The sequence below is a fragment of the Nonomuraea sp. NPDC005650 genome, assembly GCF_040605375.1.
Classification (GTDB): domain Bacteria; phylum Actinomycetota; class Actinomycetes; order Streptosporangiales; family Streptosporangiaceae; genus Nonomuraea.
Map to the genome: position 1 here is coordinate 49,340 of NZ_JBEXCR010000046.1, position 22,001 is coordinate 71,340.

Here is a 22,001-nt window from a genome sequence, read left to right on the forward strand (position 1 = left end):
ACAGCGAAACGGGGAAGCCGCATGTCCATAGAGCTCCAGTCCACCGGCACGTTCGCCATCGGTGACAAGACCGTCCACCGGCTCGGTTTCGGGGCCATGAGTCTCACCGGGCCCGGGGTCTGGGGGCCGCCGCGCGATCACGACGAGGCCGTGCGGGTGCTGCGCCGGGCCGTCGAGCTGGGCGTCGACCTCATCGACACCGCCGACTCCTACGGGCCGTACGTCAGCGAGGAGATCATCCGGGAGGCGCTGCACCCGTACCCGGAGCGGCTCCTGATCGCGACCAAGGCCGGGTTCGTGCGGCCGGGGCCGGGTCAGTGGGTGGTCGTGGGGCGGCCCGCGTACCTGCGGCAGGAGGTCGAGATGAGCCTGCGGCGGCTCCGGGTGGAGCGGATCGACCTGCTCCAGCTGCACCGCATCGACCCGGAGGTGCCGCTGGAGGACCAGCTCGGCGAGCTGAAGGCGCTGCGGGACGAGGGCAAGATCGGCAGCGTCGGCCTGTCGGAGGTGAGCGTCGAGGAGCTGGAGCGGGCGCGGCGCATCGTCGAGATCGTCACCGTGCAGAACCGCTACAGCCTCACCAACCCGTTCTCGGAGGACGTGCTGGTGCACTGCGAGGAGCAGGGGATCGGGTTCATCCCCTTCAGTCCCATCGCCAAGGGCGCGCTGGCGGTGCCCGGCAGCCCCGTGGACGACGTCGCCAAGGCCGTCGGGGCCACGCCCGCGCAGGTCAGCCTGGCCTGGCTGCTGGCCCGCTCGCCGGTGGTGATGCCGATTCCCGGCACCTCCTCGGTGGCCCACCTGGAGGAGAACCTCGCCGCCTCCACCGTGAGGCTGACGGCCGAGCAGGTGAGCGAGCTGACCGCCGCCGCCCGTTGACGGGCCTTCCGGCGGGCCCCCTGCTTCTGGCGGGGGCCCGCCGGGTCCGGGTCAGCCCAGGCCGGACTTCATGGCCGTGAGCAGCTCGGCGTTCGTGGTGTCGCCGCTGAGCTCCCAGAAGAACGCGCCGCCGAGGCCCTGGCTCTTCGAGTAGCTCATCTTGCCGCCGATCGTGCTCGGCGTGTCATAGCTCCACCACTGGCCGCCGCAGTACGCGTACGCCGTGCCCGCGACCGTGCCGGTGGACGGGCAGCGGGTCTTGAGCACCTTGTAGTCCTCGATGCCCTGCTCGTACGTGCCCGGCGCGGGCCCCGTCGCCGTGCCGCCGGGCGCGGCCTGCGTGACCCCGCTCCAGCCGCGGCCGTAGAAGCCGATGCCGAGCAGCAGCTTGCCGGCCGGCACGCCCTTGCTCTTGAGCTTCTGGATCGCGGCGTCCGAGTAGAAGCCCGGGGTCGGGATCCCGGTGTAGGAGGTGAGCGGCGAGTGCGGGGCGGTCGGGCCCTGCGGCGCGAAGGCGCCGAAGTAGTCGTACGTCATGACGTTGTACCAGTCGACGTACTGCGCGGCGCCGGCGTAGTCGGCCGCGTCGATCTTGCCGCCGTTCGTGCCGTCGGCGGTGATGGCCGCGGTGACCAGGTTGCCGGAGCCGAAGCGGGACCGCAGCGCCGACATGACGTTCCTGAACGCCGCCGCGCCGCTGGCGTCGCAGGTCAGGCCGCAGGCGTTCGGGTACTCCCAGTCGATGTCGATGCCGTCGAACACGTCCGCCCAGCGCGGGTCCTCGACCAGGTTGTAGCAGGAGTTGGCGAAGGCCGTCGGGTTCTGCGCGGCCTGGGTGAAGCCGCCGGACCAGGTCCAGCCGCCGAAGGAGAACAGCACCTTCAGGTTCGGGTACTTCTTCTTGAGCTTGCGCAGCTGGTTGAAGCTGCCGCGCAGCGCGCCGGTGTCCCACGTGTCGGCCACGCCGTCCACGCTCTCGCCCGCCTGGTAGAAGCGGTCGTAGTCGGCGTAGCTGTCGCCGATCGTGCACTGGCCGTTCTGCACGTTGCCGAACGCGTAGTTGATGTGGGTCAGCTTGGCCGCCGAGCCGCTCGTGTCGATGTTCTTGACGTGGTATCCGCGCTGGTAGACGCCCCACTGCACGAAGTAGCCGAGGACCTTGTTCCCGCCGCCTCCGCCGCCGCCCGTCGTGGTGGCGGTGATGGAGTTGCTGTTGGCGGAGCGGTTGCCGGCGGCGTCGCGGGCGCGGACGGTGTAGCTGTAGCCGGTGTTGGCGGCCAGTCCGGTGTCGGTGTGGGTGGTGCCGGTGACGGTGGTGATGAGGGTGCCGCCCCGGTAGATCTCGTAGCCGGTGACGGCGACGTTGTCGGTGGAGGCGTCCCAGGCCAGGGAGACGCTGCTGCCGGTGACGCCGGTCGAGCGCAGGTTGCCGGGCACCGACGGGGCGGTGGTGTCGGTGCCGCCGCCGCCCGTCGTGGTGGCGGCGACGGTGTTGCTGTTGGCGGAGCGGTTGCCGGCGGCGTCGCGGGCGCGGACGGTGTAGCTGTAGCCGGTGTTGGCGGTGAGTCCGGTGTCGGTGTGGGTGGTGCCGGTGACGGTGGTGATGAGGGTGCCGCCCCGGTAGATCTCGTAGCCGGTGACGGCGACGTTGTCGGTGGAGGCGTCCCAGGCCAGGGAGACGCTGCTGCCGGTGACGCCGGTCGAGCGCAGGTTGCCGGGCACCGACGGGGCGGTGGTGTCCGTGCCGCCGCCGGACGAGGGCTTCCACAGGGCCGGCACGTTCGGGGGCTCCCAGCCGGGCTGGGAAGTATGGCTCTGGACGCATTCGTACTCGACGCCGTTGTACGTGACGTGCGTGCCGGCCGTGTACGCCGTCCACGGGGCCCACTCCGCGAGGGCGGCGTACGACGAGGCGGAGACCGGCGGCGGGGCGACCGCCACGGCCGTGAGGGGCAGCAGTAACGCCACCAGGATCTTGCTCAGGACACTGTGTCTCATGACGCTCCGACATCCGGTTGGGGGTGTACGGGGGACGGGATGTCAGGAAACTATTAGGAAAGTTTCCTTTAAGTTATGAGACGACGTTAGCCTTTGCCCGCGGAGGCGTCAATGAGTGAAATCCCGGAGTAAACCCGCGTACCGCTTCGGCGGGGGCGGGGCGTACTCGCCGCGCGTGCTCGTCCGCAGCCCGAGCGACACCAGCGATTCGGCGAGCTTGGTCGCCGCCGTCACCCCGTCGATCACCGGCACGTCGGTCTCGCGTGACACCCCGGCGCAGAAGTCCGCCATGCCCGCGCAGCCCAGCACCACCGAGTCGCTCCCGTCGCGTTCGACCGCCGCGGCGCACAGCTCGGTCACGGTCTTGCGGGCGGCCGGATCCTCCAGGCCGAGCACCGGGATGTCGCAGGCGTGCACGCCCCGGCAGGCCGCCGCGAAGCCGTACCGGTGGGCCAGGTCCCAGGCCCGGCCCACGGTTCTGGACAGGGTCGTGACCACGCTGAACGAGCGCCCGACCAGGGTGGCGGCGTGCATGGCGGCCTCCGCGACCCCGATCACGGGGCCGGTGGCCAGCTCGCGGGCCGCGTCCAGGCCCGGGTCGCCGAAGCAGGCGATCACGTACCCGTCCACGCCGTCGCGCTCGCCCGCCGCGACCTCGGCCAGCACGCCCGGCACGGCGAGCGCCTCGTCGTAGTGGCTCTCGATCGACTCCGGCCCCATGCTCGGGCTGACGGCCGTGACGACGGTGCCCGGCGACGCCACCGCCCTGGCGCACCGACCGATGGACTCGGTCATGGCCAGGGCGGTGTTCGGGTTGATCACTTTGATGCGGTACGTCATGCCGCGGCGATCCTGGGCACGCGCCGTTCCAGGGCGACCAGCGCCACGAAGCCGAGCCCGCAGCCGATGAACCAGCTGTAGTCGGCGATCCACGTCAGGTCGGCCGTCGTGACCCCGAGGTCGAGCAGCATCTTGGGCACGAGCACGGCGGCGATGGCGGGCACGCCGCTCGCGACGGTGGCCCAGATCGCGTTCGGGTTGTAACCCCCGCTGAACCAGTAGCGGCCGGTCTGTTCGAGGGTGAACAGGTCGTCCACCGCCACCCGCTGCCGCGCGCACACGTAGTAGCCCGCGATCAGGATCCCGAACAACGGGCCGATCAGCGCGCCGAGCAGGCCGAGCGTGTAGTGGATCGCGTCGGGGTTGCCGTACCAGTTCCACGGCGTGAGCAGCACCGAGCCGACCGCCGCGATCATCCCGCCGGTGCGCCAGCTGATCCGCTGCGGGCTGACGTTGGAGAAGTCGAACGCGGGCGAGATGAAGTTCGCGACGATGTTGATGCCCACGGTCGCGATCACGAAGGTCAGGCCGCCGAGGAGGATCGCGAACGGCGTGTCGATGCGCTGCACGGTGTGGATCGGGTCGGTGATGAGCTCGCCGAAGACGGGAACCGTGGCCGAGGCGGTGATGACCGTCAGGATCGAGAAGAAGAGGAAGTTGACCGGGAGGCCGAGGAGGTTGCCCTGCTTCACCGCCCGGAATGACCGGCCATACCTCGAAAAATCGCCGAAATTCAGCATCGGCCCGGAGAAGTACGACACGACCAGGGCGATCGCGCTCAGCATCACCGGGATCGACTCGCCGAACCCGAGGCTGTCGCCCTGCGACAGGTCCAGGCTGATGTTCTCCCAGCCCGCCTTGCTCACCAGGTAGATCGCCAGCACGACCATGACCACGTACACCGCGGGCCCGGCCCAGTCCACGAAGCGCCGGATCGCGTCCATGCCCCGCCAGAACACGGCCGCCTGCGCGACCCACAGGATCGCGTAGCAGATGTACCCGAGCGCGGACAGGCCGAGGAGGCTCGGCTCGTTCAGCGCGGCGCTGGCCGGCCAGAACTTGAGGAAGATGATGATGAGCGACTGCGAGGCCAGGTACGTCTGCACGCCGTACCACGCGATGGCGATGGCGCCGCGCACGATGGCCGGGATGTTCGCGCCGAGCACGCCGAAGACGGCGCGGTTGATCACCGGGTAGGGCACCCCGGTGATCTGGCTGGGCTTGGCCACCAGGTTGCAGAAGACGTTGACGATGACGATGCCGGCCAGCAGCGCGAACAGCACCTGCCAGCTCGCCAGCCCGAGCGCGAACAGGCTGCCCGCCGTGACGTAGCCGCCGACGCTGTGCACGTCGGACATCCAGAAGGCGACGATGTTGTACGACGACCAGGTCTGCTCGCGCAGCGGCGCGAGGTCCTCGTTCGTCAGCCGGGGGTCGTAGGTCGTGGACTGCGTTACCGAGACAGTGGGTTCTGTCATGTGCGGCATCCTTGGGGGGTGACGTACGGTCGAGTGTTAAGTGACCACTTAACACCTCTTGTTAATGTATGCCTTGACACCCGGGTGATGATTGCGCCCGTGTTAATCCCTTGTGACGGAGACGATGGACAGCCGTACTGACCTGGAAGCGGTCGGCAACGAGCGCCTCGGTCAGCGCCTGCGCGAGCTCCGCGCCCGCTCGGGGAAGTCGCTGCGGGCGGTGGCGCGGGAGCTGGGCATCTCGGCCAGCGCGGTGTCGCAGATCGAACGGGGGACGATGCGCCCCTCGGTGAGCCGGCTCATCGCGTACGTCTCCGCCATCGGGGTGCCGCTGGCGGCCGTCTTCGACGCGCAGGAGGAGCCCCGCACGGACGCCGGGACGCCCGGCTTCGCGATCAGACGGGCCTGGGAGGTCGCGCCGATACAGCTCAGCGGGGGAGTGACGTTCCGCCGGCTGTCACCGGTGCCGACGCCGGACGTGGAGTTCTTCGAGTCCACCTACCCGCCGAACGCCGTCTCCACGGCTCACGGGCAGTTTCTCAAGCATGAGGGGTATGAGGTGGGCACGGTCACGGAGGGGGAGCTGACCATCGAGTTCGAGTCGGAGGTCGTGGCTCTGTCCAAGGGCGACTCGATCACCTTCCCGTGCAGCCGGCCGCACATCATCGGCAACCGCTCCGACACCGTCACCGCCGTCGCCACCTGGCTGATCGTGCACCGCTGAGCCTCACGCGGGGCCTCACTCGGGGCCCACGGGCGGGGTGCCGTGCGTGTGGAAGGAGGCGATGGTCTTCAGCCCCCACGCCTGGCCCCTGGCCCGCTCGGCCTCCGTCCACGTGATCGTCCGCCAGTCCGGCGCCAGGATGAGCCGGGTCAGCGGGTTGCACAGCTCGACGCGGTTGCCGCCGGGCTCGTAGACGTACAGGAAGAAGGTCTGCTGGATGGCGTGCTTGTGCGGACCGGTCTCGATGAACACGCCGTGGTCCAGGCAGAGGTCGGCGGCCCGCAGGATGTCCTCGCGGGTGTTCGTGGCAAAGGCGAGGTGGTGCAGCCGGCCCGAGGCGCCCGACCAGTCGTCGGTGTAGACGAGGTCGTAGGACTTGTTCGCGAAGTGCAGCCACTGGGCGGAGACGCGGCCGCTGTTCAGCATGATCTGCTCGGTCACGCGGGCGCCGAGCACGTCGCGCACGAAGGCGCCGTCGGCGGCGGCCTCGGCGGCCAGGAAGTTGACGTGGTCGAGGCGGCGCACGCCCACCCCGCGGCCGGGGAACGCCTGCGGCTGGTTCTTCAGCGCGGGACGCAGCTCCGCGGGCGCTTCGTACCACTGCGACTCCCAGTAGAGGTGCAGCTCGTGGCCGTCGGGGTCGCGGAAGGCGTAGGTCGGGCCGCGGCCCGGGGCGCCGTCGCGCCAGCCGATGCCCAGCCCGGCGTCCTTGATCGCGCGCACCCGGCGCTCCAGCGCCTCCTGGCCGCTCGCCCGCAGCGCGGTCGAGCCGATGCCCGACGTGCGGTGGGCCGTCAGCGTGAGGCTGTGGTGCTCGTAGTCGTCATAGGTGCGCAGGTGCACCGAGTCGCCGTCCTGGCCGGCGGCGGTCATGCCGAGGATCTCGGTGAAGAACCACAGGCTCCGCTCCGGCTCGGGCGTGCGCAGCTCGACGTGGCCGAGGTGGGCGATGTCGTGCAGCAGGGCGTTCATCTCAACCTCGGGGGCATCTCAACCTCAGGAGCATCTCAACCTCGTGGGCGGGGGAAGACCGTGCCGTCGAAGAGCTTGCGCGCGGTCCGCACGTTCGCCGCCCGCAGCGCGGTCGGCGGGTTGGTGGACAGGTCGAGCTCCACCTCGACCTGCAGGTGGCCGGTGGGGTGCTCGACGTCCACCCGGGGGCCCTCGGGCAGCCGGGCCAGGCGCCCGGCCACGCCGTTGGGGAGCAGCGCGGCGGTGACGACGCTGACCGCGCCGAGCACCCCGATCGCGGTGTGCGGCCGGACGGGGATGAACGTACGGGTGCACAGCGCGCCGCCGTCCCTGGGCGGGGCGACCAGCGTGGTCTTGGGCACGGCCTCGCCGGCGACGTCGCCGAGCCCCATGAGCCTGCCCGCCTGGACGCGCAGCGACTGCACGCGCTCGCGGAGCCCGGCGTCGGCCGCGAGCGTCTCGTAGGGCTCGTAGCCGGTGATGCCGAGGTCCTGCGCCGCCGCCACGACGACCGGCATGCCATTGTCGACGCAGGTCACCTCGATCCCGTCGATCACGTCCACCTCCCGGCCGGTGGGCAGCAGCCGGCCCGTGCCCGATCCGGCCGTGTTCTCGAACCCGAGCACCACGGCCGCGGCCGTCCCCGGGACGCCGGAGATGGCGGTGCCGCCGCGGTAGTCGACGCGGCCGCCCGGGGTGGGGAAGCGGGCGGTGGCGACGCCGCCGGTGTTGACCAGGCGGATGCGGACCTCGGTGTGGTCGCCTCGCGGGCGCACGAGGCCGCGCTCCACGGCGAACGGGCCGACCCCGGCGAGCAGGTTGCCGCAGTTCTGCCGGCCGGAGACGGCCGGCTCGTCCACCGCGACCTGCAGGAAGAGATAGTCGAGGTCCGCATCGGGATCGGCGCCGGGCGAGACCACGGCCACCTTGCTCGTGAGCTGGTGGGCGCCGCCGATGCCGTCGATCTGGCGCGGGTCGGGGCTGCCCAGGACGCGCAGGAGCAGGTCGTCGCGCTCCCGGGGGTCGGCGGGGAGGTCGCCGGCCAGGAAATAGGCGCCCTTGGAGGTGCCGCCGCGCATCAGCATGCACCGCACGCCGTCGTCATGGTCCATGGCTGTACTCCGCGGCCGTCACGTACGTGACGCCGAGCCCCGGCAGCCGCTCGCGCAGGCCGTAGCGGTCGAGCCCCAGCTCGCCCTCGGCGAACGCCTCGCGGGCCGCGGCCTCCTTCGCGGCCCTGGCGGCGGAGGCGGAGATGCCCCGCTCCAGGTCGGCCCGCGGCACCACCAGCACCCCGTCGTCGTCGCCGATGATCGTGTCGCCGGGCCGGACGAGCTGCCCGCCCACGGCGACGGGCACGTTGACCGCGCCTGGCGTGGCCTTGACCGTGCCCTGGGCGCTGACGGCCGCGCTCCACACGGGGAAGCCCATGGCCCGCAGGCCGGCGACGTCGCGCACGCCCGCGTCGATCACCAGCCCGCGCACGCCCCGGGAGCGCAGCGAGGTGGCCAGCAGCTCGCCGAACATCCCGTCGGTCGACGGCGAGGTCGTGGTCACGACCAGGACGTCGCCCTCCCGGCACTGCTCGACCGCGACGTGGATCATCAGGTTGTCGCCCGGCCAGCACAGCACCGTGACCGCGTTGCCCCCCGCCTGGCACCCGGGCCACGCGGGGCGCAGCCCCGGCCCCAGGTAGCCGGTGCGGCCGAGCGCCTCGTGCACGGTCGCGACGCCGTACGCGGCCAGGGCGTCGATCCGGTCGAGGCTCGCCCGCGGCGTGTCCGTGACGACCACGTGCCTCATGCCAGCACGTCCGTGACCTGCGGGTAGAGCCGCATGTAGGCCTCGCCCAGGGTGTCGTGCGGCAGGCCCAGGTTGGGGCCGGCGTTGCGGCGCAGCTGCACGCCGCGGCGCTTGGCCAGGTCGGTGTAGTAGTCCCACATGTGCTGCTGGGCCGGCAGGCACTCCATCGCCTTGCGCTTCCTGTCGAACACCGGGGTGATGTCGAGCAGCACGTCGGGCTTGAAGTCGCACTGCTCGGGCTGGTGCGGCTCGAAGAAGAACACGGGCGGCGCGCCGAGCGGCTCGCCCGGCGCGTCGTAGCCCGCGGCCTGCGCCAGCACGCGCGCCTGCAGCGCCATGCGCGCCGCCGCGGGGTGGTCGCCGTTGTACGGGTCGGCCAGCGGATGCGTCAGCACCACGTCGGGCTCCGCCTCCCGGTAGATCCGCACCAGCCGGTCGACCAGCTCCGGGGTCTCCATCAGGGGATAGTCGCCCGCGTCGAGGAACTCGATCTCGGCGCCCAGGGCCGCGGCGGCGTTCTGCGCCTCCTCGCGGCGGATCGCCTTGATCTCGTCGAGCGTGCGGCCGGCTCGCCACGCCTTCGCGGACTCGCCGCGCTCGCCGAAGCTGAGACAGACCACCTTGGCCCGCTCACCGCGGCCGGCCGCGAGCGCGATGGCCCCGCCCGCGCGCCAGACGAAGTCGCCCGCGTGGGCGCTGATCACCAGAAGTGTGGGGGTCTTTGCCGAGGTCACTCGCTGACGCTACGAGCCGATCGATCAGATTGTCAACAGTTTCATCGGCAATCTGGGCTCGATGCCAATTTCGGGCCTAGCCGACGGTGTGCTTCGACAATATTGTCAACGATATGGCTACTCTCATGCAGGTGGCGATGCTCGGCTACGGCGAGGTCGGCCAGGTCCTCGCCCACGGCCTCGCGCCGCGGGTGTCCCTACGCGTCTACGACCCCGTCCACCCGCCGTCCGGCGGGCCGCCGCTGGTCGTGGGCAACGCCGAGGCCGTACGCGGCGCCGACGTCGTGATCGCCGTGACCACCGGCGCCGACAGCCTGGCCGCCTGCGAGGAGTCCCGGCCCCACCTCGGGTCCGGCGTGCTCTACGCCGACCTGTCCACGAGCGCGCCGGGCGACAAGCGGCGCATCGCCGAGCTGGTGGCCTCGGCCGGCGCGTCGGCCGTGGACGGGGCGATCATGGCGCCCATCCCGCTGCGGGGCCTGGCGACCCCGATCCTGGCCAGCGGGGACGACGCCGCCCGGTTCGCCGACTTCGCCGGCCGCCACGGCATGGACGTGACGCCGATCGGCGGCGCGCCCGGTGACGCGGCGGCCCGCAAGCTGCTGCGGAGCGTGCTGGTGAAGGGGCTGAGCGCGCTCGTCATCGAGTCCCGGCGCGCCGCCGAGGCCGCGGGGCTGGGGGAGTGGTTCTGGGAGCACCTGCTGGAGACGGTGTCCGCGGCCGACGAGCGGTTCGTGGTGCGGCTGCTGGAGGGGGCGGGGCAGCACAGCCTGCGGCGCGTGCACGAGATGCGGGCCGCCGCCCGGATGCTGGACTCGCTCGGAGTGCCCGGCGCGATGACCGCCGCCACCGCGGCCACCCTGGAAGAGGTGACCCGCACCGGCGTCCCACCCGTCCCGGGCAGGTCGTGATGGCGGCCCGTCAGTCGGCGGCCCGTCGGTTGGTGGCCCGTCAGTCGGTGGCCTCCAGGGCCTTGGCGACGCTGCGCAGGTGCTGCTGCATGGCCGTCTGCGCCGCCTCGGGGTCGCGGGCGACGATGGCGGCCACGATCAGCTCGTGCTGCGGCAACGACAGCGCGGCCCGCCCCGGCTGCCGGGCCAGACGGAACTTGTGCCGGATCACCTGCGCCCCCAGCCGCTCGATGATCGACGCCGACGTCTGGTGGGCGGCGATCTCGCGGACCTTGGCGTGCAGCGCCGCGTTCAGCTCCGAATATCGGTCGAGGTCGTTGCGCTCCACGGCGGCGCGCATCTCGGCGACGACCTCCCGCAGCAGCTCGGCCTGCTCGGGCGTGACGCGCTCGGCGGCCTTGGCGGCGGACAGGCCCTCCAGCACCATCCGCACCTCCGTGATCTCGATGGCCTCCGCCTTGGAGATCGCCCGGACCCGGGCGCCCTTGTTGCGTAGGATCTCGACCAGGCCCTCCGAGCTCAGCTCTCTGAACGTCTCGCGCACGGCCGCGCGGGTGGCCCCGAACTGCTCGCACACGTCGGCCTCGACCAGCCGCTGGTTGGGCACGAAGTCCCCGCTGAGCACGGCCGCTCTGAGCCGGTCGGTCAGCGTCTCCTCCAGCGGGGACTCAGGGGTCACGGAATCCTCCCGATGTAGAGCTTCGTTGACAATATTATCGACAATTATCCCGGGAGCCGCCGCATGAGGGGCGCGCTGCGGCAGGACTTCACCGGGGTGCTCGTCGCGACCGTCGTGCTGGTGCTGGTCGTCGGGGTGCGGGACGCGACGTTCCTGCAGGTCGGGCAGCTGGCCCAGGTGCTCAACCAGGCGGCCGTGGTGGGGGTGCTGGCGTGCGCGATGGCGTACCTGCTGGCCATGCGCGAGCTCGACCTGTCCGTCGGGTCGGTGCTCGGCCTGTCGGCCCTGTGCGGGGCGCTGCTGATCCGCGCGGGCCTGCACCCGTGGCTCGCGGCGGTGCTGTGCGTCGTGGCGGGCGGGCTGCTCGGCCTGGTGAACGGCGTCCTGGTCGACCTGCTCCGCCTGCCCTCGATCGTCGCCACGCTGGCCACGCTGTCCACGTACCGGGGGCTCACGCACCGGTTGAGCGAGGGCCGGCAAGTGCTCGGCGCGCCGCTGAGCGACCCGTTCTCCAAGTTCTTCGGCTGGAAGCTGATCGGCCTCGGCATGAACTTCTGGGCCCTGGCCATCTGCGCGGCCGCGCTGGTCGTGACCCTGCGCAACACGCCGTTCGGCTACCGGATCCGGTCGATCGGCAGCAATCCGGAGGCGGCGAGGTTCAGCGGCATCCCGATCCGGCGGGTGCGGCTGCAGGTGTTCGTGCTGGCGGGCGTCATGGGAGGCGTCGCGGGGGCGCTCACGCTCGGATACTTCGGGGTCGCCGACCCCAACGCGGGCGCCGGCTACGAGCTGCAGGCCATCGCCGCCGCCGTGATCGGCGGCACCCCGCTGCACGGCGGCCGGGCCAGCGTCACCGGGGCGGCGCTCGGGGCCGTGCTGCTGGAGGTGGTCAGGACCGCCCTGGCGTACTTCCGCGTCGACATCAACTGGAACGACTTCACCACCGGCGCGGTGATCCTCCTCGCCGTCGGGTTCGCGAGCCTGCTGCGCAGGCGTTCCCAAGCCCGTCCCCCGAACTGAAGGCATGCCTGAAAGGGAGCTTCCATGAGCAGTCGCCGCCGGCGCGTCGCCGCCGCTCTCGCCCTCGCCACGCTGACCGCCGTCGCCTGCAGCACCGGGGACGGCGCACCGGTCGCCAAGCCCGCGGCGAGCGGGCGCGCGGCCGGGGACGTCCACGTGGCCTTCGTGGCCGCCGCGGCCAACCTCAACTTCTCGCAGGAGATGATGGAGGGCGCCAAGTACGCGGGCACGGAGCTGGGCGCGGACGTGCAGGTCGTCGCGCCTCCCGGGCCCGACGGGCAGGCGGAGGTCGGGCTGTTCCAGCAGGTGGTCGCCACCGCGAAGGACGGCGTCGGCGTCATGACGCTCAACCCCGAGCTCTTCACCCGCCCCGCCGCCGACGCCATCGCCAAGGGCGTCCCCGTCGTGGCCGCCGACGTGCCGCTGTCCGGCGTCGCGACCCTGGTCAGCAACGACAACCCGGCGGCCGGCGCGATGCTGGCGGACGCCGTGCTCGCCCGGCTCCCGGCCGGCGAGAAGGGCACCGTCGTGCTCGGCGTCCCCACGCCCGGCATCCCCGTGCTCGAACACCGGGCCAAGGGCATGAAGGACGAGCTCACCGCCAAGAACCCGAACCTCCAGGTGCTCGGCCCGTTCGACTCCAAGCAGCAGCCCGACGAGAGCTACAAGGCGTGGAGCGGCCTGGTCAGGGCCCACTCGGACGCGCTCGCGTTCATGGACGCGGGAGACCCGGCGGCGTTCAACCTGCCCAAGATCCGCCAGGAGACGAACGGCGACTGGCTGTGCGCCGCCTTCGACCTCAACGACGCCGGCTTGGCCGCCATCAAGAGCGGCCAGTCCGTCGGCGTGGTGGACCCGCAGCACTGGCTCAAGGGGTACGTGACCACCCGCCTGCTCATCGAACGCGCCCTCGGCAAGCGCGAGCTGCCCAAGGGCTTCTGGGACAGCGGCGCAGCCATGGTCACCAAGGACAACGTGGACGAGATCATCGCCCGCCAGCAGAGCCCCCAGGCCAGGGCCGCCTGGTACAAGAAGCTCATCACCGAGCAGTTCGCGAACGTCGAGGGCCGGATGAAGCCCCTGTCCTGATCGGAGCGTGCGGGAATGACGGTGGTGCTCGCGGGCCGCGACCTCGCGAAGTCGTACGGCGGCGTGCGCGCGCTGGCCGGGGTGGACGTCGCCTTCCGCGAGGGCACGGTGCACGCCCTGGTGGGCGAGAACGGCGCGGGCAAGTCCACGCTGGTGCGGATCCTCGCGGGCGCGGTGCCCCCCGACCGCGGCGAGCTGCTGCTCGGCGGGCGGCCCGTGCGCTTCGGCAGCACGGCGCAGGCGGCCGGGCAGCGCGTCGCGATCGTCTCCCAGGAGCTGAACCTCTTCCCCGACCAGGACGTCCTCGCGAACGTGTTCGCGCACCGGCTGCCGCGCAGGGGGCCGCTGGTGGACCGGGCGGCGATGCGCGCGCTGGCCGCGCCGGTGCTGGCGGAGCTGGGGCTGCGGGCGCCGCCCGACGCGCTCGTGGAGTCGCTGCCGCTGGGCGAGCGGCAGCTCGTGGAGATCGCGCGGGCGCTGGTGGAGCGGCCCCGGGTGCTCATCCTGGACGAGCCCACCTCGGCGCTGCAGCCCGCCGAGGTGGCCCGGCTGCACGAGATCGTCGGCGGGTTGCGGGACCGGGGCACCGCCGTCGTCTACGTGTCGCACGTGCTGGAGGACGTGCTGGCGATCTGCGACGAGGTGACCGTGCTCAGGGACGGCGCCGTGGTGCTGGGCGGGGCCGACGCGGCGGGCCTCGACCTCGCGACGCTGGTCACGGCCATGCTGGGCGGCCGTGCCCCCAAGGGCGGGCCCGCCACCCCGCGCCCGGCGGGCGCAGCGGGAGCAGGCATGGCGGGTGTGGGCATGGCGGGTGCGGGGCCGCTTCGGCTGGTGTCGGTGACCGTGCCAGGGCGGCTGCGTGAGGTGAGCCTGGAGGCCGCGCCCGGCGAGATCCTGGGCATCGCGGGGCTCGTCGGATCCGGGCACACCGACGTGCTGCGTGTCGTCGCGGGCGCCCTGACCCCCGCGCCGGGCCACGTGGAACTGCCCGACGGCACGCGCCCGGCCCCCGGCGTCCGCGCGGCCGTGAAAGCCGGGGTGGGGCTCATCTCCGGGGACCGGCGCGGCGTCGGGATCACCGCGGACAAGCCCGTCTGGGAGAACGTCGTCCAGGTGGACGCCGTCGGCCTGGCCAGGCACGGCGGATGGCTGACGGCCAGGGCGCTGCGGGAGACGGCCCGGGCGTTCACGGAGCGGGTCGGCGTACGGATGTCCTCGATCGAGCAGGCGGTGGACCAGCTCTCCGGCGGCAACCAGCAGAAGGTCGTGTTCGCCAAATGGCTCGCCGCCCGCCCGTCCGTGCTGCTCATGGACGACCCGACCCGGGGCATCGACATCGGCGCCCGGGCCGAGATCTACGCGCTCATGTCCGAGCTGGCCCAGGCGGGCGCGGTGCAGCTGCTGGCCTCCAGCGACCCCAAGGAGCTGGCCGAGGTCTGCCACCGCGTCGTGGTGATCAGGAAGGGCCGCGTCTCCGCCGTGCTGGAAGGCGCGGGCCTGACCGCGCACGCCGTTCTGGAGGCGGTGAACGGCGACAGCGAGCCGTGAACTCGCGCTTTGATCGTTTAGACCCGATCTGTCAGTGGCCTCCGGTAAGTTCCCGGATCATTGATCAGCCGGTCGCGAAGGCGCGGGCATTCCCGCGCGCGCCCGTGATCCGGCCGGGGCGGGAGGGTTCAAGGTCGTGGACGCGGACAGAGCCGCGTGGGAGCGGCGCAGCGTGGTGCGGGTGGTGCCGCCTGTCGAGCCGCGGAAGCTGGCGAAGGTGCCCTTCGTCGAGCTGGCCGACGGGCGGTTGCAGGGGGTCGTGTCGAGCGGATCCGACATCGAACGGGTCTACGTCTCGTCCATCACCGCCGGCACCCACGCGTTGAGCTGCAGCACCAACAACAACCGGCCGTGCGGCGCGCTGCACGGCTACGCCTGCAAGCACATCCACCAGCTGGCCGACGAGGCGGTCCTGCAGTACGGGCTCGACCGGGTGGCCCGTTACCTGGGGGTTGAGGTGCCCGAGGGCCAGTCCCTGATGTCCTCCGTCAAGGGGCCGGTCGAGCGCACGCCCGCCGCCGTGGTGTTCAGCAGGTTCCTGCGCCACCTGGCCTACCTGGAGGTGCCCGACAGCACGGAGCCGCTGGCCGAGCTGCACTGGTTCCCGGCGACGAGGGCGGTGCGGTGATGCTCGACGTACAGCTCGGAGAGCTGGTCGGCGACGCCCCGGCCGGGGCAGGCGAGGCGCTCGACCTGGTGACGGGGTTCGATGACGCGCTCACCCACGGGTTCGCCCGGCTGGGTGAGGAGGCGTCCGCGGCGCTGGTCGCCCTGGCGGGCGCGCTGGCCGGCAGCCCGCTCGGCGACCGGCTGGCCGAGGCGGCGGAGAAGGTGACCGCCGGGTCGGTCGGCGACGAGCACCTGGCGGCGCTGGCCGGCGGGCGGGCCGCGCTGCTCGGCGCGGTGCACGACGCCCTGCTCGCCCGGCTCGACACGGCGCTGGGCCGCACCCGCGAGACCTGGGAGCCCGCCGAAGGCGCGGGCGAGCCGGCGGGTGTGCTGGCCGCGTGCCGGGGCTGGCTGCGCGAGCTGGCGATCACCGGCTGGCGCGGCGTCGACCACGACGTCGTCTCCAGTGCCGACCAGGCCATCGAGGCGCTGCTGGCCGTGCCCGAGCTGCGCGGGCTGGCGGTGCTGCTCGACGGGCTGGCGGCGGAGCTGCGGGCGTCCTGCCCGGTGGGCACGATGGACCTGCTGCCCGCCCGCAGGTGGGCCGACCTGTGGACGCGTGCCCTGCTGCTGTCCCAGAAGGGCACGTGGCACGGCGCCGCCGAGCCGGTCTCGGGGCGGCTGCTGATCCTCGGCGCCGACCTGCACGAGCACGCCACAGTGGTGCGGGTGCAGGTCCACGGCATCCTCGAGCCCGCGGGCGACGCCCCGTCCCGGCTGGTGCGCACGAGCGTGGCGGCCGCGAAGGTGGACACGATCTCCGGTCCGTCCGTGTGGCGGCTGATGGGCGACCACCCCGTGCTCATGGGCGCGCTGGCCGGCCACCTCAGCCTGGAGCTCGCCGACATGCCGCTGCTGCCGGGCGGCGACCTGGTGTGGCACGACGGCAGGGCGAGCGCCGGCGAGGCGGCCGACCCGTTCGCGACCGCCCGGGTCCAGCTCGCCGAGGCCGTGGCGCCGGCGACCCCGCCGCTCGACCGCCATCCCGTACGCATCGCTGAGCCCGTCTTCCTGGAGGGCTACACGATCAAGGACGAGACGCTCGACCTGGGCGGAAACTCGCTCCCGGTGACCCTCGACCGGCTGCCGGCCGGCGGGCCGCTCACCCCCGAGCTGGTGTCGGCCTCCTCCGCCTGCATCGGCCTCATGCGCTGGGACGGCGGGCAGTGGCTCCTGCAGCCGCTCGCCGTGCAGGCCACGGTCAAGAAGAAGGGCGTCACCGCGCACAACGGCGACTGGGCCATGGGCCCCACCGACCCCAAGGTCGTCAAGGCCGAGGCCAAGGCCGGTGACGTGGTCGCCGTGCTGCGCGAGCGAGCGGGGCGGTTGCTGAGGAAATGACCGATTCCCCCACCCCATCGGACGAGACCCGGCGCCAGGTGCTCTACTGGCGCCTGCTGTCCCGCGTCTTCGGCGCCGACGAGCAGCCCACCCTGGAGCGGTCGAGCGTGGCCATCGTCGACGACCTCGGCCTCCCGCCCGCCCTGCTCGACCCCGGCGTCTCGATCGACAACCTCGTGCAGCGCTTCCCCGGCCTGGCCGACGAGTTCCAAGATCTCATGGCCGAGAAGGAGCACGAGGACGGCGACGAGGTCCGCCGGGCGGCCCTGGTCTCCAAGCTGCTGCTCAACGTGTTCTCCACGGGCACCGGCAACGTCACCGCGAGCCGGCTGGAGAGCTGGAAGAACGACGCGGGCTGGTTCGAGCGCGGCATGGGCAGCGAGCCCGGCGGGCTGCGGCACAGCCCCGGCGACGAAGAGGTGGCCGCGGTCCTGGCGGGCATCGAAGGCGACCTGGTCAAGCGCATGCACCTGCGCGAGGTGCTGGCCGACCCGGCGCTGTCCAGGCAGCTCACGCCCAGCATGTCGCTCATCGAGCAGTTGCTGCGCGACAAGTCCAACCTGTCGGGCGTCGCGCTGGCCAACGCCAAGGCGCTGATCCGCAGGTTCGTGGACGAGGTCGCCGAGGTGCTGCGCACCCAGGTGGAGAAGACCAGCGTGGGCGTCATCGACCGGTCGGTGCCGCCGAAGCGGGTCTTCCGCAACCTCGACATCGAGCGCACCATCTGGAAGAACCTCACCAACTGGAGCCCGGAGGACCAGCGGCTCTACGTCGACCGGCTCTACTACAAGCAGACCGCCCGCCGCACCACCCCGGCCCGCCTGATCGTGGTCGTCGACCAGTCGGGCTCGATGGTGGACGCGATGGTCAACTGCACCATCCTGGCGTCGATCTTCGCCGGGCTGCCCAAGGTCGACGTGCATCTCATCGCGTACGACACCCGGGCGCTCGACCTGACCCCGTGGGTGCACGACCCGTTCGAGGTGCTGCTGCGCACCACGCTCGGCGGGGGCACCGACGGCACGGTCGCGATGGCCCTGGGCCGGCCGAAGATCACCGATCCGCGCAACACCGTGATGGTGTGGATCTCCGACTTCTACGACAACCGATCGCTGATCACCGACTTCGAGGCGATCCACCGCTCGGGGGTCAAGTTCATCCCCGTCGGCTCGGTCAACAGCTCCGGAAACGCGAGCGTCGACCCGTGGTACCGCCAGAAACTCAAGGACCTGGGCACCCCCGTGATCTCGGGTCATATCCGCAAGCTCGTCCTCGAGCTCAAGAACTTCCTCGCTTAGGAGACCTCACCCATGAGTGACGATATGCTGCGCGCCCCCGCAGAGGTGAAGTACGCGGAGGAGCTCGACTGGCTGGAGTCGGTCGACGACGGCCCCAAGCCGTTCTCGTGGCGGCTGAGCCCCCGCATGATCAGGCTGTTCATCCTCGGCTCCGAGCGCTCCGACGGGCTCGACCGGGAGATCTCGCAGAAGTGGTTCGGTGACCGCAGCTTCGTCGAGCGCAGCATCGTGACCCTGGCCTCCGACCGGGGCCTGCTGCTCATCGGCGACCCGGGCACCGGCAAGAGCTGGCTGGCCGAGCTGCTGTCCGCGGCGATCTGCCGCAACTCCACGCTGGTGGTCCAGGGCACCGCGGGCACGACCGAGGACCACATCAAATACTCGTGGAACGTCTCCATGGTCATCGCCAAGGGCCAGTCCCGCCACTCGATGATCCCCTCGCCGATCATGACGGCGATGGAGAAGGGCGTGATCGGCCGCTTCGAGGAGCTGACCCGCTCGACCAGCGACGTGCAGGACGCGCTGATCTCGATCCTGTCGGAGAAGTACGTCTCCATCCCCGAGCTCGACGACGACAACATCGTCTTCGCCCAGCCCGGCTTCTCCATCATCGCCACCGCCAACAGCCGCGACCGGGGAGTCAACGACCTGTCGTCGGCCCTCAAGCGCCGCTTCAACTTCGTCCGCATCCCCGTCGTGACGAACAAGAAGAGCGAGGCGGAGATCGTCCGCTTCCGCACCGAGGAGCTGCTGCGCCGGCACCGGATCGAGCTGGACCTGCCGCCCACGCTGCTGGACATCCTGCTGCAGAGCTTCGCCGACCTGCGCACGGCCGCCGCGTCGGCCACCAGCGACGACGAGAAGCTGGAGTCGGCGCTGTCCACGGCCGAGCAGATCGGCGTGCTGGAGGACGCCATCCTGCACAGCCACTTCTTCGGCGACCGCGTGCTGCGCGCCCAGACCCTCGCCGGCTCGCTGGTCGGCTCGCTGGCCCGGCGCAGCCCCGAGGACCTCGCGATCCTCAACAAGTACTGGCACGGCGTCGTCGAGCCCCGCAGCAAGAAGGACGGCGGGGAGTGGCCGGAGTTCCTCGAGGGCGGCCGCGAGGCCATCGCCACGCTCTCATGACCGGCCAGACGAGCCCGTTCGGCGCGCTCCGTGAGCAGCTCCTCGACGCCGCCGCCGCGTTCGCCGACAGCCCGGTGACCGTGTCGGACATCCTGTCCGGCCTGGTCGACGACGTGGACCGGGCGCTGCGCGAGGAGCTGGAGATCTTCCCGGTCTGCCACCACTCGCCGGCCTCGGCGCTGGCGATGGTGCGCAGGCTGCGGGAGAAGCAGCCGAAGGTCATCTACCTGGAGCTCTGCGAGGACCTGCGGCCGCTGCTGAGCGAGCTGCGCAACTGCCGGCTGCCGGTGGCGGTGCAGGCGTTCGCGACCGAGCTCGACGGCTTCCCCCTGTCGTGGGCGCCGCTCAGCGTGGTGGCGCCCATCACCGAGGCGTCCGCCGAATACCAGGCCATCTCGTACGCGCTGGAGACCCCGGGCGTCGAGCTGGTGCTGGTCGACCGGTCGACGGACCACGTCTTCCAGTGGGCGCCCCACGAGGAGCCCGGCAAGAAGGAGCACGCAGAAGAGGCCGGCCTGCACGGCGACGCGGTGGGCATCGAGCTCGGCGACCTGCGCCCGCGCTTCGCCGAGCTGGAGGAGCACCTGCTCCACCACGGCAAGGTGCGCCACTGGTCGGAGTGGTGGGACCAGTACGTCGAGCAGCCGCTGTCCGGGGCCGACTACGACACCTACCGCCAGGTCATGGTGCTGATCGGCAGCCTGTTCCGCCGCCTCGACCGCGACGGCGGCCGGCGCAGCGTGGACGAGGACCGCGAGCGCTACATGTGGACCAGGATGCGCGAGCACCTGGCCGCTTCCGGCGCCGACCCGGCCGACTGCCTCTACGTGTGCGGCGCCTTCCACGCCGCCAGCCACGTCGAGCAGTTCGGGCTGAAGTCCACGGCGGCCTTCGAGATCACCCCGCGAACCGGCACGAAATGGCTCTACGGGCTCATCCCGTCCAGCCACTCGGCCATCGAGGCCCAGTTCGGGCTGGCCTCCGGCTCGGTGTCGATCGCGGCGGCGACCTGGGACAAGGCGCTGACCCGTGGCAAACTGACGCCGTTCCAGCTGGCCGGGCAGCGGGGCGCGCGCAAGCGTGTGGCCAAGCTGCCCGCGCCCGTCCCCCAGGGCGAGGTGGCCGACCGGCTGACCGGGTTCCTGTCGCAGCCGCCCGCGCTCGACGAGCTGGACGAGGCCGAGCTGCTCGGCTGGAGCGTCGACATCGTCCGGCTGGCCCGCCGCAACGGCTACCTGGCCAGCACCGCCGACGCCATCGCCGTGTTCGAGACCTCGATCCTGCTCGCCGGCATGCGCAACCGGGCCAGGCCGACCCCGTACGACTTCCAGGACGCGGCGGTCACCTGCATCGAGAAGGACGTCGTGCCGGGCCGCCGCGACGTGCGGCGGCTGTGCGAGATCATGCTCGGCGGCGACCGCGTCGGCGAGGTCGGCTACGACGCCCTGCCGCCGCTGGCCCGCGACGTGTACGACCGGCTCGCGCCGCTCGGGCTCGACCTGGAGAAGCGCACGATCCAGCGGGCGCTGCTCGACCTCAACGCCGATCCCGAGCTGGTGCCCTGCTCCGACCTGCTGTGGATGCTGCGCTACCTGCTGCCGCGCGACGCCGTCCGCCCCATCATGGGCGAGCGCCGGCTGGGGGAGCGCTCGATCCAGGAGAGCTGGGACCTGGCGTTCGGCAAGCACCAGCGCTCGATCATCGAGCTGGGCTACGAGGGCGTCACCATCGAGCAGGTGCTGGAGCAGCGGCTGCGCCGTTCCGTGTGGGACCCCAAGGCCACGGCGGCCGTCGCGCTGGCGGCCGTCGAGGACGCGGTGCTCTTCCTCGGCGGCCGCCGCTTCGCCGACGAGCTGGGGCAGCGGGCCGTGGAGCTGCTCTCGTCCGAGCGCAGCGTGGACGACGCGCCCGAGGTGCTGCGCAGGATCCGGCGGCTGATGTCCTACTACCGGGCCCACGAGCCGGAGCTGCCGGCCTGGTGCGAGGAGTTCGCGACCTCCGGCTACGCGCATTACTGCACCCTCCTGCCGACGGCGTTCGTGGACGACGACACGGGGGCGCGGCAGGTCGCGGCCATGCTGGGGTTCCTGTTCTCGATGGAGGGCCTGGCGCTCTCACTGGGCTGCGACCGGGCCCAGCTGGAGCTGGCCGTGCAGCAGTCGCATCCGGAGGCGCCGGACAAGGTGGCGCTGCTGTGGGCGGCGCGCTCCCAGCTCGGGCTGCTGCCGCTGGCGCAGCTGCGGGCGCGGTGCGACGAGCTGCTGGCCAACCCGCTGGTGGTCCCGTCGTTCCCGCTCTACATCCTGGGGTTCGTCCAGGCCATGGAGCCCGTCCCCGCCCTGTCGGGCTTCGTGGTGGAGGTGATCTCGAAGGCGTTCGGGCAGTTGCCCGACCGGGTGCTGCTGCCGTGGCTGCCGAAGCTGATCACCTCGCTGCGGGACCAGGCGGGGGAGCTGATGCCGGCGCTCGTCCGCGAGGCCGGGCGCACGTTCCCCGGCACGCTGGCGGCCGTGGACGGCTGGGTGCCGCCGTGGACGGCGCGGTCGGCGCGTCCCGCCGCCGCGCCGGCGGGTGCCGCGCCGGTGGCGTCGGGGCCGGTGGCCGAGCTGCTGCTGGGGCATCCGGCCGCCTGTGACGCGGTGGCGGGGCTGCTCGGCTGCGAGGGCTCCTGGCAGGCGCCGGCGCCGGGCCCAGGGGAGGTGGCCGCGCTCCTGGCCGGCCACCCGGAGCCCGCGCTGGCCCTGGCGGGCCTGCTCGCCTGAAGCCGCGGGCGGTCCCGTTCGGTACGGGGCCGCCCGCGCTCTCCGGGAGATGAATCACCGGGAAACAGCGCATGACGTTTCTCTGACCAGGGCAAATATGTCCATTTATGTTGCCCTCCGGGGTC

General features: G+C 72.0%; 19 protein-coding genes. 11 read left to right on the plus strand and 8 right to left on the minus strand.

Annotation, left to right across the window (positions count from 1 at the left end):
- Positions 1-21: 21 nt before the first annotated feature.
- Positions 22-879 (plus strand): aldo/keto reductase, encoded by an 858-nt coding sequence (locus tag ABZS69_RS52595; RefSeq protein ID WP_355388328.1) that lies wholly within the window; start codon positions 22-24, stop codon positions 877-879.
- 51 nt (positions 880-930) lie between these two features.
- Here ABZS69_RS52595 and ABZS69_RS52600 read toward each other — a convergent pair whose 3' ends face one another.
- The 3 genes from ABZS69_RS52600 to ABZS69_RS52610 all read right to left on the minus strand — a co-directional run bounded on the left by ABZS69_RS52600 (position 931) and on the right by ABZS69_RS52610 (position 5,195).
- Entirely contained in the window at positions 931-2,877 is a 1,947-nt protein-coding gene (locus ABZS69_RS52600) for a glycosyl hydrolase family 18 protein (protein ID WP_355388331.1), read from the minus strand.
- A 108-nt stretch (positions 2,878-2,985) separates the two neighbouring features.
- Positions 2,986-3,717 (minus strand): aspartate/glutamate racemase family protein, encoded by a 732-nt coding sequence (locus ABZS69_RS52605; RefSeq protein WP_355388334.1) that lies wholly within the window; start codon positions 3,715-3,717, stop codon positions 2,986-2,988.
- Positions 3,714-5,195, minus strand: coding sequence for an NCS1 family nucleobase:cation symporter-1 (locus ABZS69_RS52610; protein ID WP_355388337.1), 1,482 nt, complete (start codon positions 5,193-5,195; stop codon positions 3,714-3,716). The genes ABZS69_RS52605 and ABZS69_RS52610 overlap by 4 nt, the downstream gene beginning before the upstream one ends.
- Positions 5,196-5,319: 124 nt before the next feature.
- On the opposite strand from ABZS69_RS52610, the gene ABZS69_RS52615 reads away from it, so the two are divergent.
- On the plus strand, positions 5,320-5,919 hold the full coding sequence (locus tag ABZS69_RS52615) for a helix-turn-helix domain-containing protein (protein ID WP_355388340.1): 600 nt from the start codon (positions 5,320-5,322) through the stop codon (positions 5,917-5,919).
- A gap of 15 nt (positions 5,920-5,934) precedes the next feature.
- On the opposite strand, the gene ABZS69_RS52620 is transcribed toward ABZS69_RS52615, so the two are convergent.
- The 4 genes from ABZS69_RS52620 to ABZS69_RS52635 are packed head-to-tail and all read right to left on the minus strand — an operon-like array spanning position 5,935 to position 9,428.
- Positions 5,935-6,891, minus strand: coding sequence for a catechol 2,3-dioxygenase (locus ABZS69_RS52620; RefSeq protein WP_355388343.1), 957 nt, complete (start codon positions 6,889-6,891; stop codon positions 5,935-5,937).
- A gap of 35 nt (positions 6,892-6,926) precedes the next feature.
- Positions 6,927-8,003, minus strand: a complete 1,077-nt coding sequence (locus ABZS69_RS52625; protein ID WP_355388346.1) for a 4-oxalomesaconate tautomerase — start codon at positions 8,001-8,003, stop codon at positions 6,927-6,929.
- Positions 7,993-8,694 (minus strand): 4-carboxy-4-hydroxy-2-oxoadipate aldolase/oxaloacetate decarboxylase, encoded by a 702-nt coding sequence (locus ABZS69_RS52630; protein ID WP_355388349.1) that lies wholly within the window; start codon positions 8,692-8,694, stop codon positions 7,993-7,995. The genes ABZS69_RS52625 and ABZS69_RS52630 overlap by 11 nt, the downstream gene beginning before the upstream one ends.
- Entirely contained in the window at positions 8,691-9,428 is a 738-nt protein-coding gene (locus tag ABZS69_RS52635) for a PIG-L deacetylase family protein (RefSeq protein ID WP_355388352.1), read from the minus strand. Before ABZS69_RS52635 ends, ABZS69_RS52630 begins: the two co-directional genes overlap by 4 nt.
- A gap of 113 nt (positions 9,429-9,541) precedes the next feature.
- Here ABZS69_RS52635 and ABZS69_RS52640 point away from each other — a divergent pair, with 113 nt between their 5' ends.
- Positions 9,542-10,339: a DUF1932 domain-containing protein gene (locus ABZS69_RS52640; protein ID WP_355388355.1), complete on the plus strand. Its 798-nt coding sequence runs from the start codon at positions 9,542-9,544 to the stop codon at positions 10,337-10,339.
- 40 nt (positions 10,340-10,379) lie between these two features.
- On the opposite strand, the gene ABZS69_RS52645 is transcribed toward ABZS69_RS52640, so the two are convergent.
- On the minus strand, positions 10,380-11,018 hold the full coding sequence (locus tag ABZS69_RS52645; protein WP_355388358.1) for a GntR family transcriptional regulator: 639 nt from the start codon (positions 11,016-11,018) through the stop codon (positions 10,380-10,382).
- A gap of 63 nt (positions 11,019-11,081) precedes the next feature.
- Here ABZS69_RS52645 and ABZS69_RS52650 point away from each other — a divergent pair, with 63 nt between their 5' ends.
- The 8 genes from ABZS69_RS52650 (at position 11,082) to ABZS69_RS52685 (ending at position 21,876) form a co-directional block, all read left to right on the plus strand.
- Positions 11,082-12,038, plus strand: coding sequence for an ABC transporter permease (locus tag ABZS69_RS52650; protein WP_355388361.1), 957 nt, complete (start codon positions 11,082-11,084; stop codon positions 12,036-12,038).
- A 24-nt stretch (positions 12,039-12,062) separates the two neighbouring features.
- On the plus strand, positions 12,063-13,127 hold the full coding sequence (locus ABZS69_RS52655) for a substrate-binding domain-containing protein (protein ID WP_355388364.1): 1,065 nt from the start codon (positions 12,063-12,065) through the stop codon (positions 13,125-13,127).
- 15 nt (positions 13,128-13,142) lie between these two features.
- Positions 13,143-14,678, plus strand: coding sequence for a sugar ABC transporter ATP-binding protein (locus tag ABZS69_RS52660; protein WP_355388367.1), 1,536 nt, complete (start codon positions 13,143-13,145; stop codon positions 14,676-14,678).
- Positions 14,679-14,814: 136 nt separating this feature from the next.
- Entirely contained in the window at positions 14,815-15,306 is a 492-nt protein-coding gene (locus ABZS69_RS52665; protein WP_355388370.1) for a hypothetical protein, read from the plus strand.
- Positions 15,306-16,688: a hypothetical protein gene (locus tag ABZS69_RS52670; protein WP_355388373.1), complete on the plus strand. Its 1,383-nt coding sequence runs from the start codon at positions 15,306-15,308 to the stop codon at positions 16,686-16,688. The genes ABZS69_RS52665 and ABZS69_RS52670 overlap by 1 nt, the downstream gene beginning before the upstream one ends.
- Entirely contained in the window at positions 16,685-17,986 is a 1,302-nt protein-coding gene (locus ABZS69_RS52675) for a VWA domain-containing protein (RefSeq protein WP_355388376.1), read from the plus strand. Before ABZS69_RS52670 ends, ABZS69_RS52675 begins: the two co-directional genes overlap by 4 nt.
- A gap of 12 nt (positions 17,987-17,998) precedes the next feature.
- Positions 17,999-19,114 carry an AAA family ATPase gene (locus ABZS69_RS52680; protein ID WP_355388379.1) on the plus strand — a complete coding sequence of 372 codons (1,116 nt, stop codon included), beginning with the start codon at positions 17,999-18,001 and terminating at the stop codon, positions 19,112-19,114.
- Positions 19,111-21,876 carry a DUF5682 family protein gene (locus tag ABZS69_RS52685; RefSeq protein WP_355388382.1) on the plus strand — a complete coding sequence of 922 codons (2,766 nt, stop codon included), beginning with the start codon at positions 19,111-19,113 and terminating at the stop codon, positions 21,874-21,876. Before ABZS69_RS52680 ends, ABZS69_RS52685 begins: the two co-directional genes overlap by 4 nt.
- Positions 21,877-22,001 lie beyond the last annotated feature (125 nt).

What these genes read in the sequence shown, in the direction of transcription:
- ABZS69_RS52595 (WP_355388328.1), top strand. Translation starts at nt 22, where the DNA reads ATGTCCATAGAGCTCCAGTCCACCGGCACGTTCGCCATCGGTGACAAG.
- ABZS69_RS52600 (WP_355388331.1), bottom strand. Translation starts at nt 2,877, where the DNA reads ATGAGACACAGTGTCCTGAGCAAGATCCTGGTGGCGTTACTGCTGCCC.
- ABZS69_RS52605 (WP_355388334.1), bottom strand. Translation starts at nt 3,717, where the DNA reads ATGACGTACCGCATCAAAGTGATCAACCCGAACACCGCCCTGGCCATG.
- ABZS69_RS52610 (WP_355388337.1), bottom strand. Translation starts at nt 5,195, where the DNA reads ATGACAGAACCCACTGTCTCGGTAACGCAGTCCACGACCTACGACCCC.
- ABZS69_RS52615 (WP_355388340.1), top strand. Translation starts at nt 5,320, where the DNA reads ATGGACAGCCGTACTGACCTGGAAGCGGTCGGCAACGAGCGCCTCGGT.
- ABZS69_RS52620 (WP_355388343.1), bottom strand. Translation starts at nt 6,891, where the DNA reads ATGAACGCCCTGCTGCACGACATCGCCCACCTCGGCCACGTCGAGCTG.
- ABZS69_RS52625 (WP_355388346.1), bottom strand. Translation starts at nt 8,003, where the DNA reads ATGGACCATGACGACGGCGTGCGGTGCATGCTGATGCGCGGCGGCACC.
- ABZS69_RS52630 (WP_355388349.1), bottom strand. Translation starts at nt 8,694, where the DNA reads ATGAGGCACGTGGTCGTCACGGACACGCCGCGGGCGAGCCTCGACCGG.
- ABZS69_RS52640 (WP_355388355.1), top strand. Translation starts at nt 9,542, where the DNA reads ATGGCTACTCTCATGCAGGTGGCGATGCTCGGCTACGGCGAGGTCGGC.
- ABZS69_RS52650 (WP_355388361.1), top strand. Translation starts at nt 11,082, where the DNA reads ATGAGGGGCGCGCTGCGGCAGGACTTCACCGGGGTGCTCGTCGCGACC.
- ABZS69_RS52655 (WP_355388364.1), top strand. Translation starts at nt 12,063, where the DNA reads ATGAGCAGTCGCCGCCGGCGCGTCGCCGCCGCTCTCGCCCTCGCCACG.
- ABZS69_RS52660 (WP_355388367.1), top strand. Translation starts at nt 13,143, where the DNA reads ATGACGGTGGTGCTCGCGGGCCGCGACCTCGCGAAGTCGTACGGCGGC.
- ABZS69_RS52670 (WP_355388373.1), top strand. Translation starts at nt 15,306, where the DNA reads ATGCTCGACGTACAGCTCGGAGAGCTGGTCGGCGACGCCCCGGCCGGG.
- ABZS69_RS52675 (WP_355388376.1), top strand. Translation starts at nt 16,685, where the DNA reads ATGACCGATTCCCCCACCCCATCGGACGAGACCCGGCGCCAGGTGCTC.
- ABZS69_RS52680 (WP_355388379.1), top strand. Translation starts at nt 17,999, where the DNA reads ATGAGTGACGATATGCTGCGCGCCCCCGCAGAGGTGAAGTACGCGGAG.
- ABZS69_RS52685 (WP_355388382.1), top strand. Translation starts at nt 19,111, where the DNA reads ATGACCGGCCAGACGAGCCCGTTCGGCGCGCTCCGTGAGCAGCTCCTC.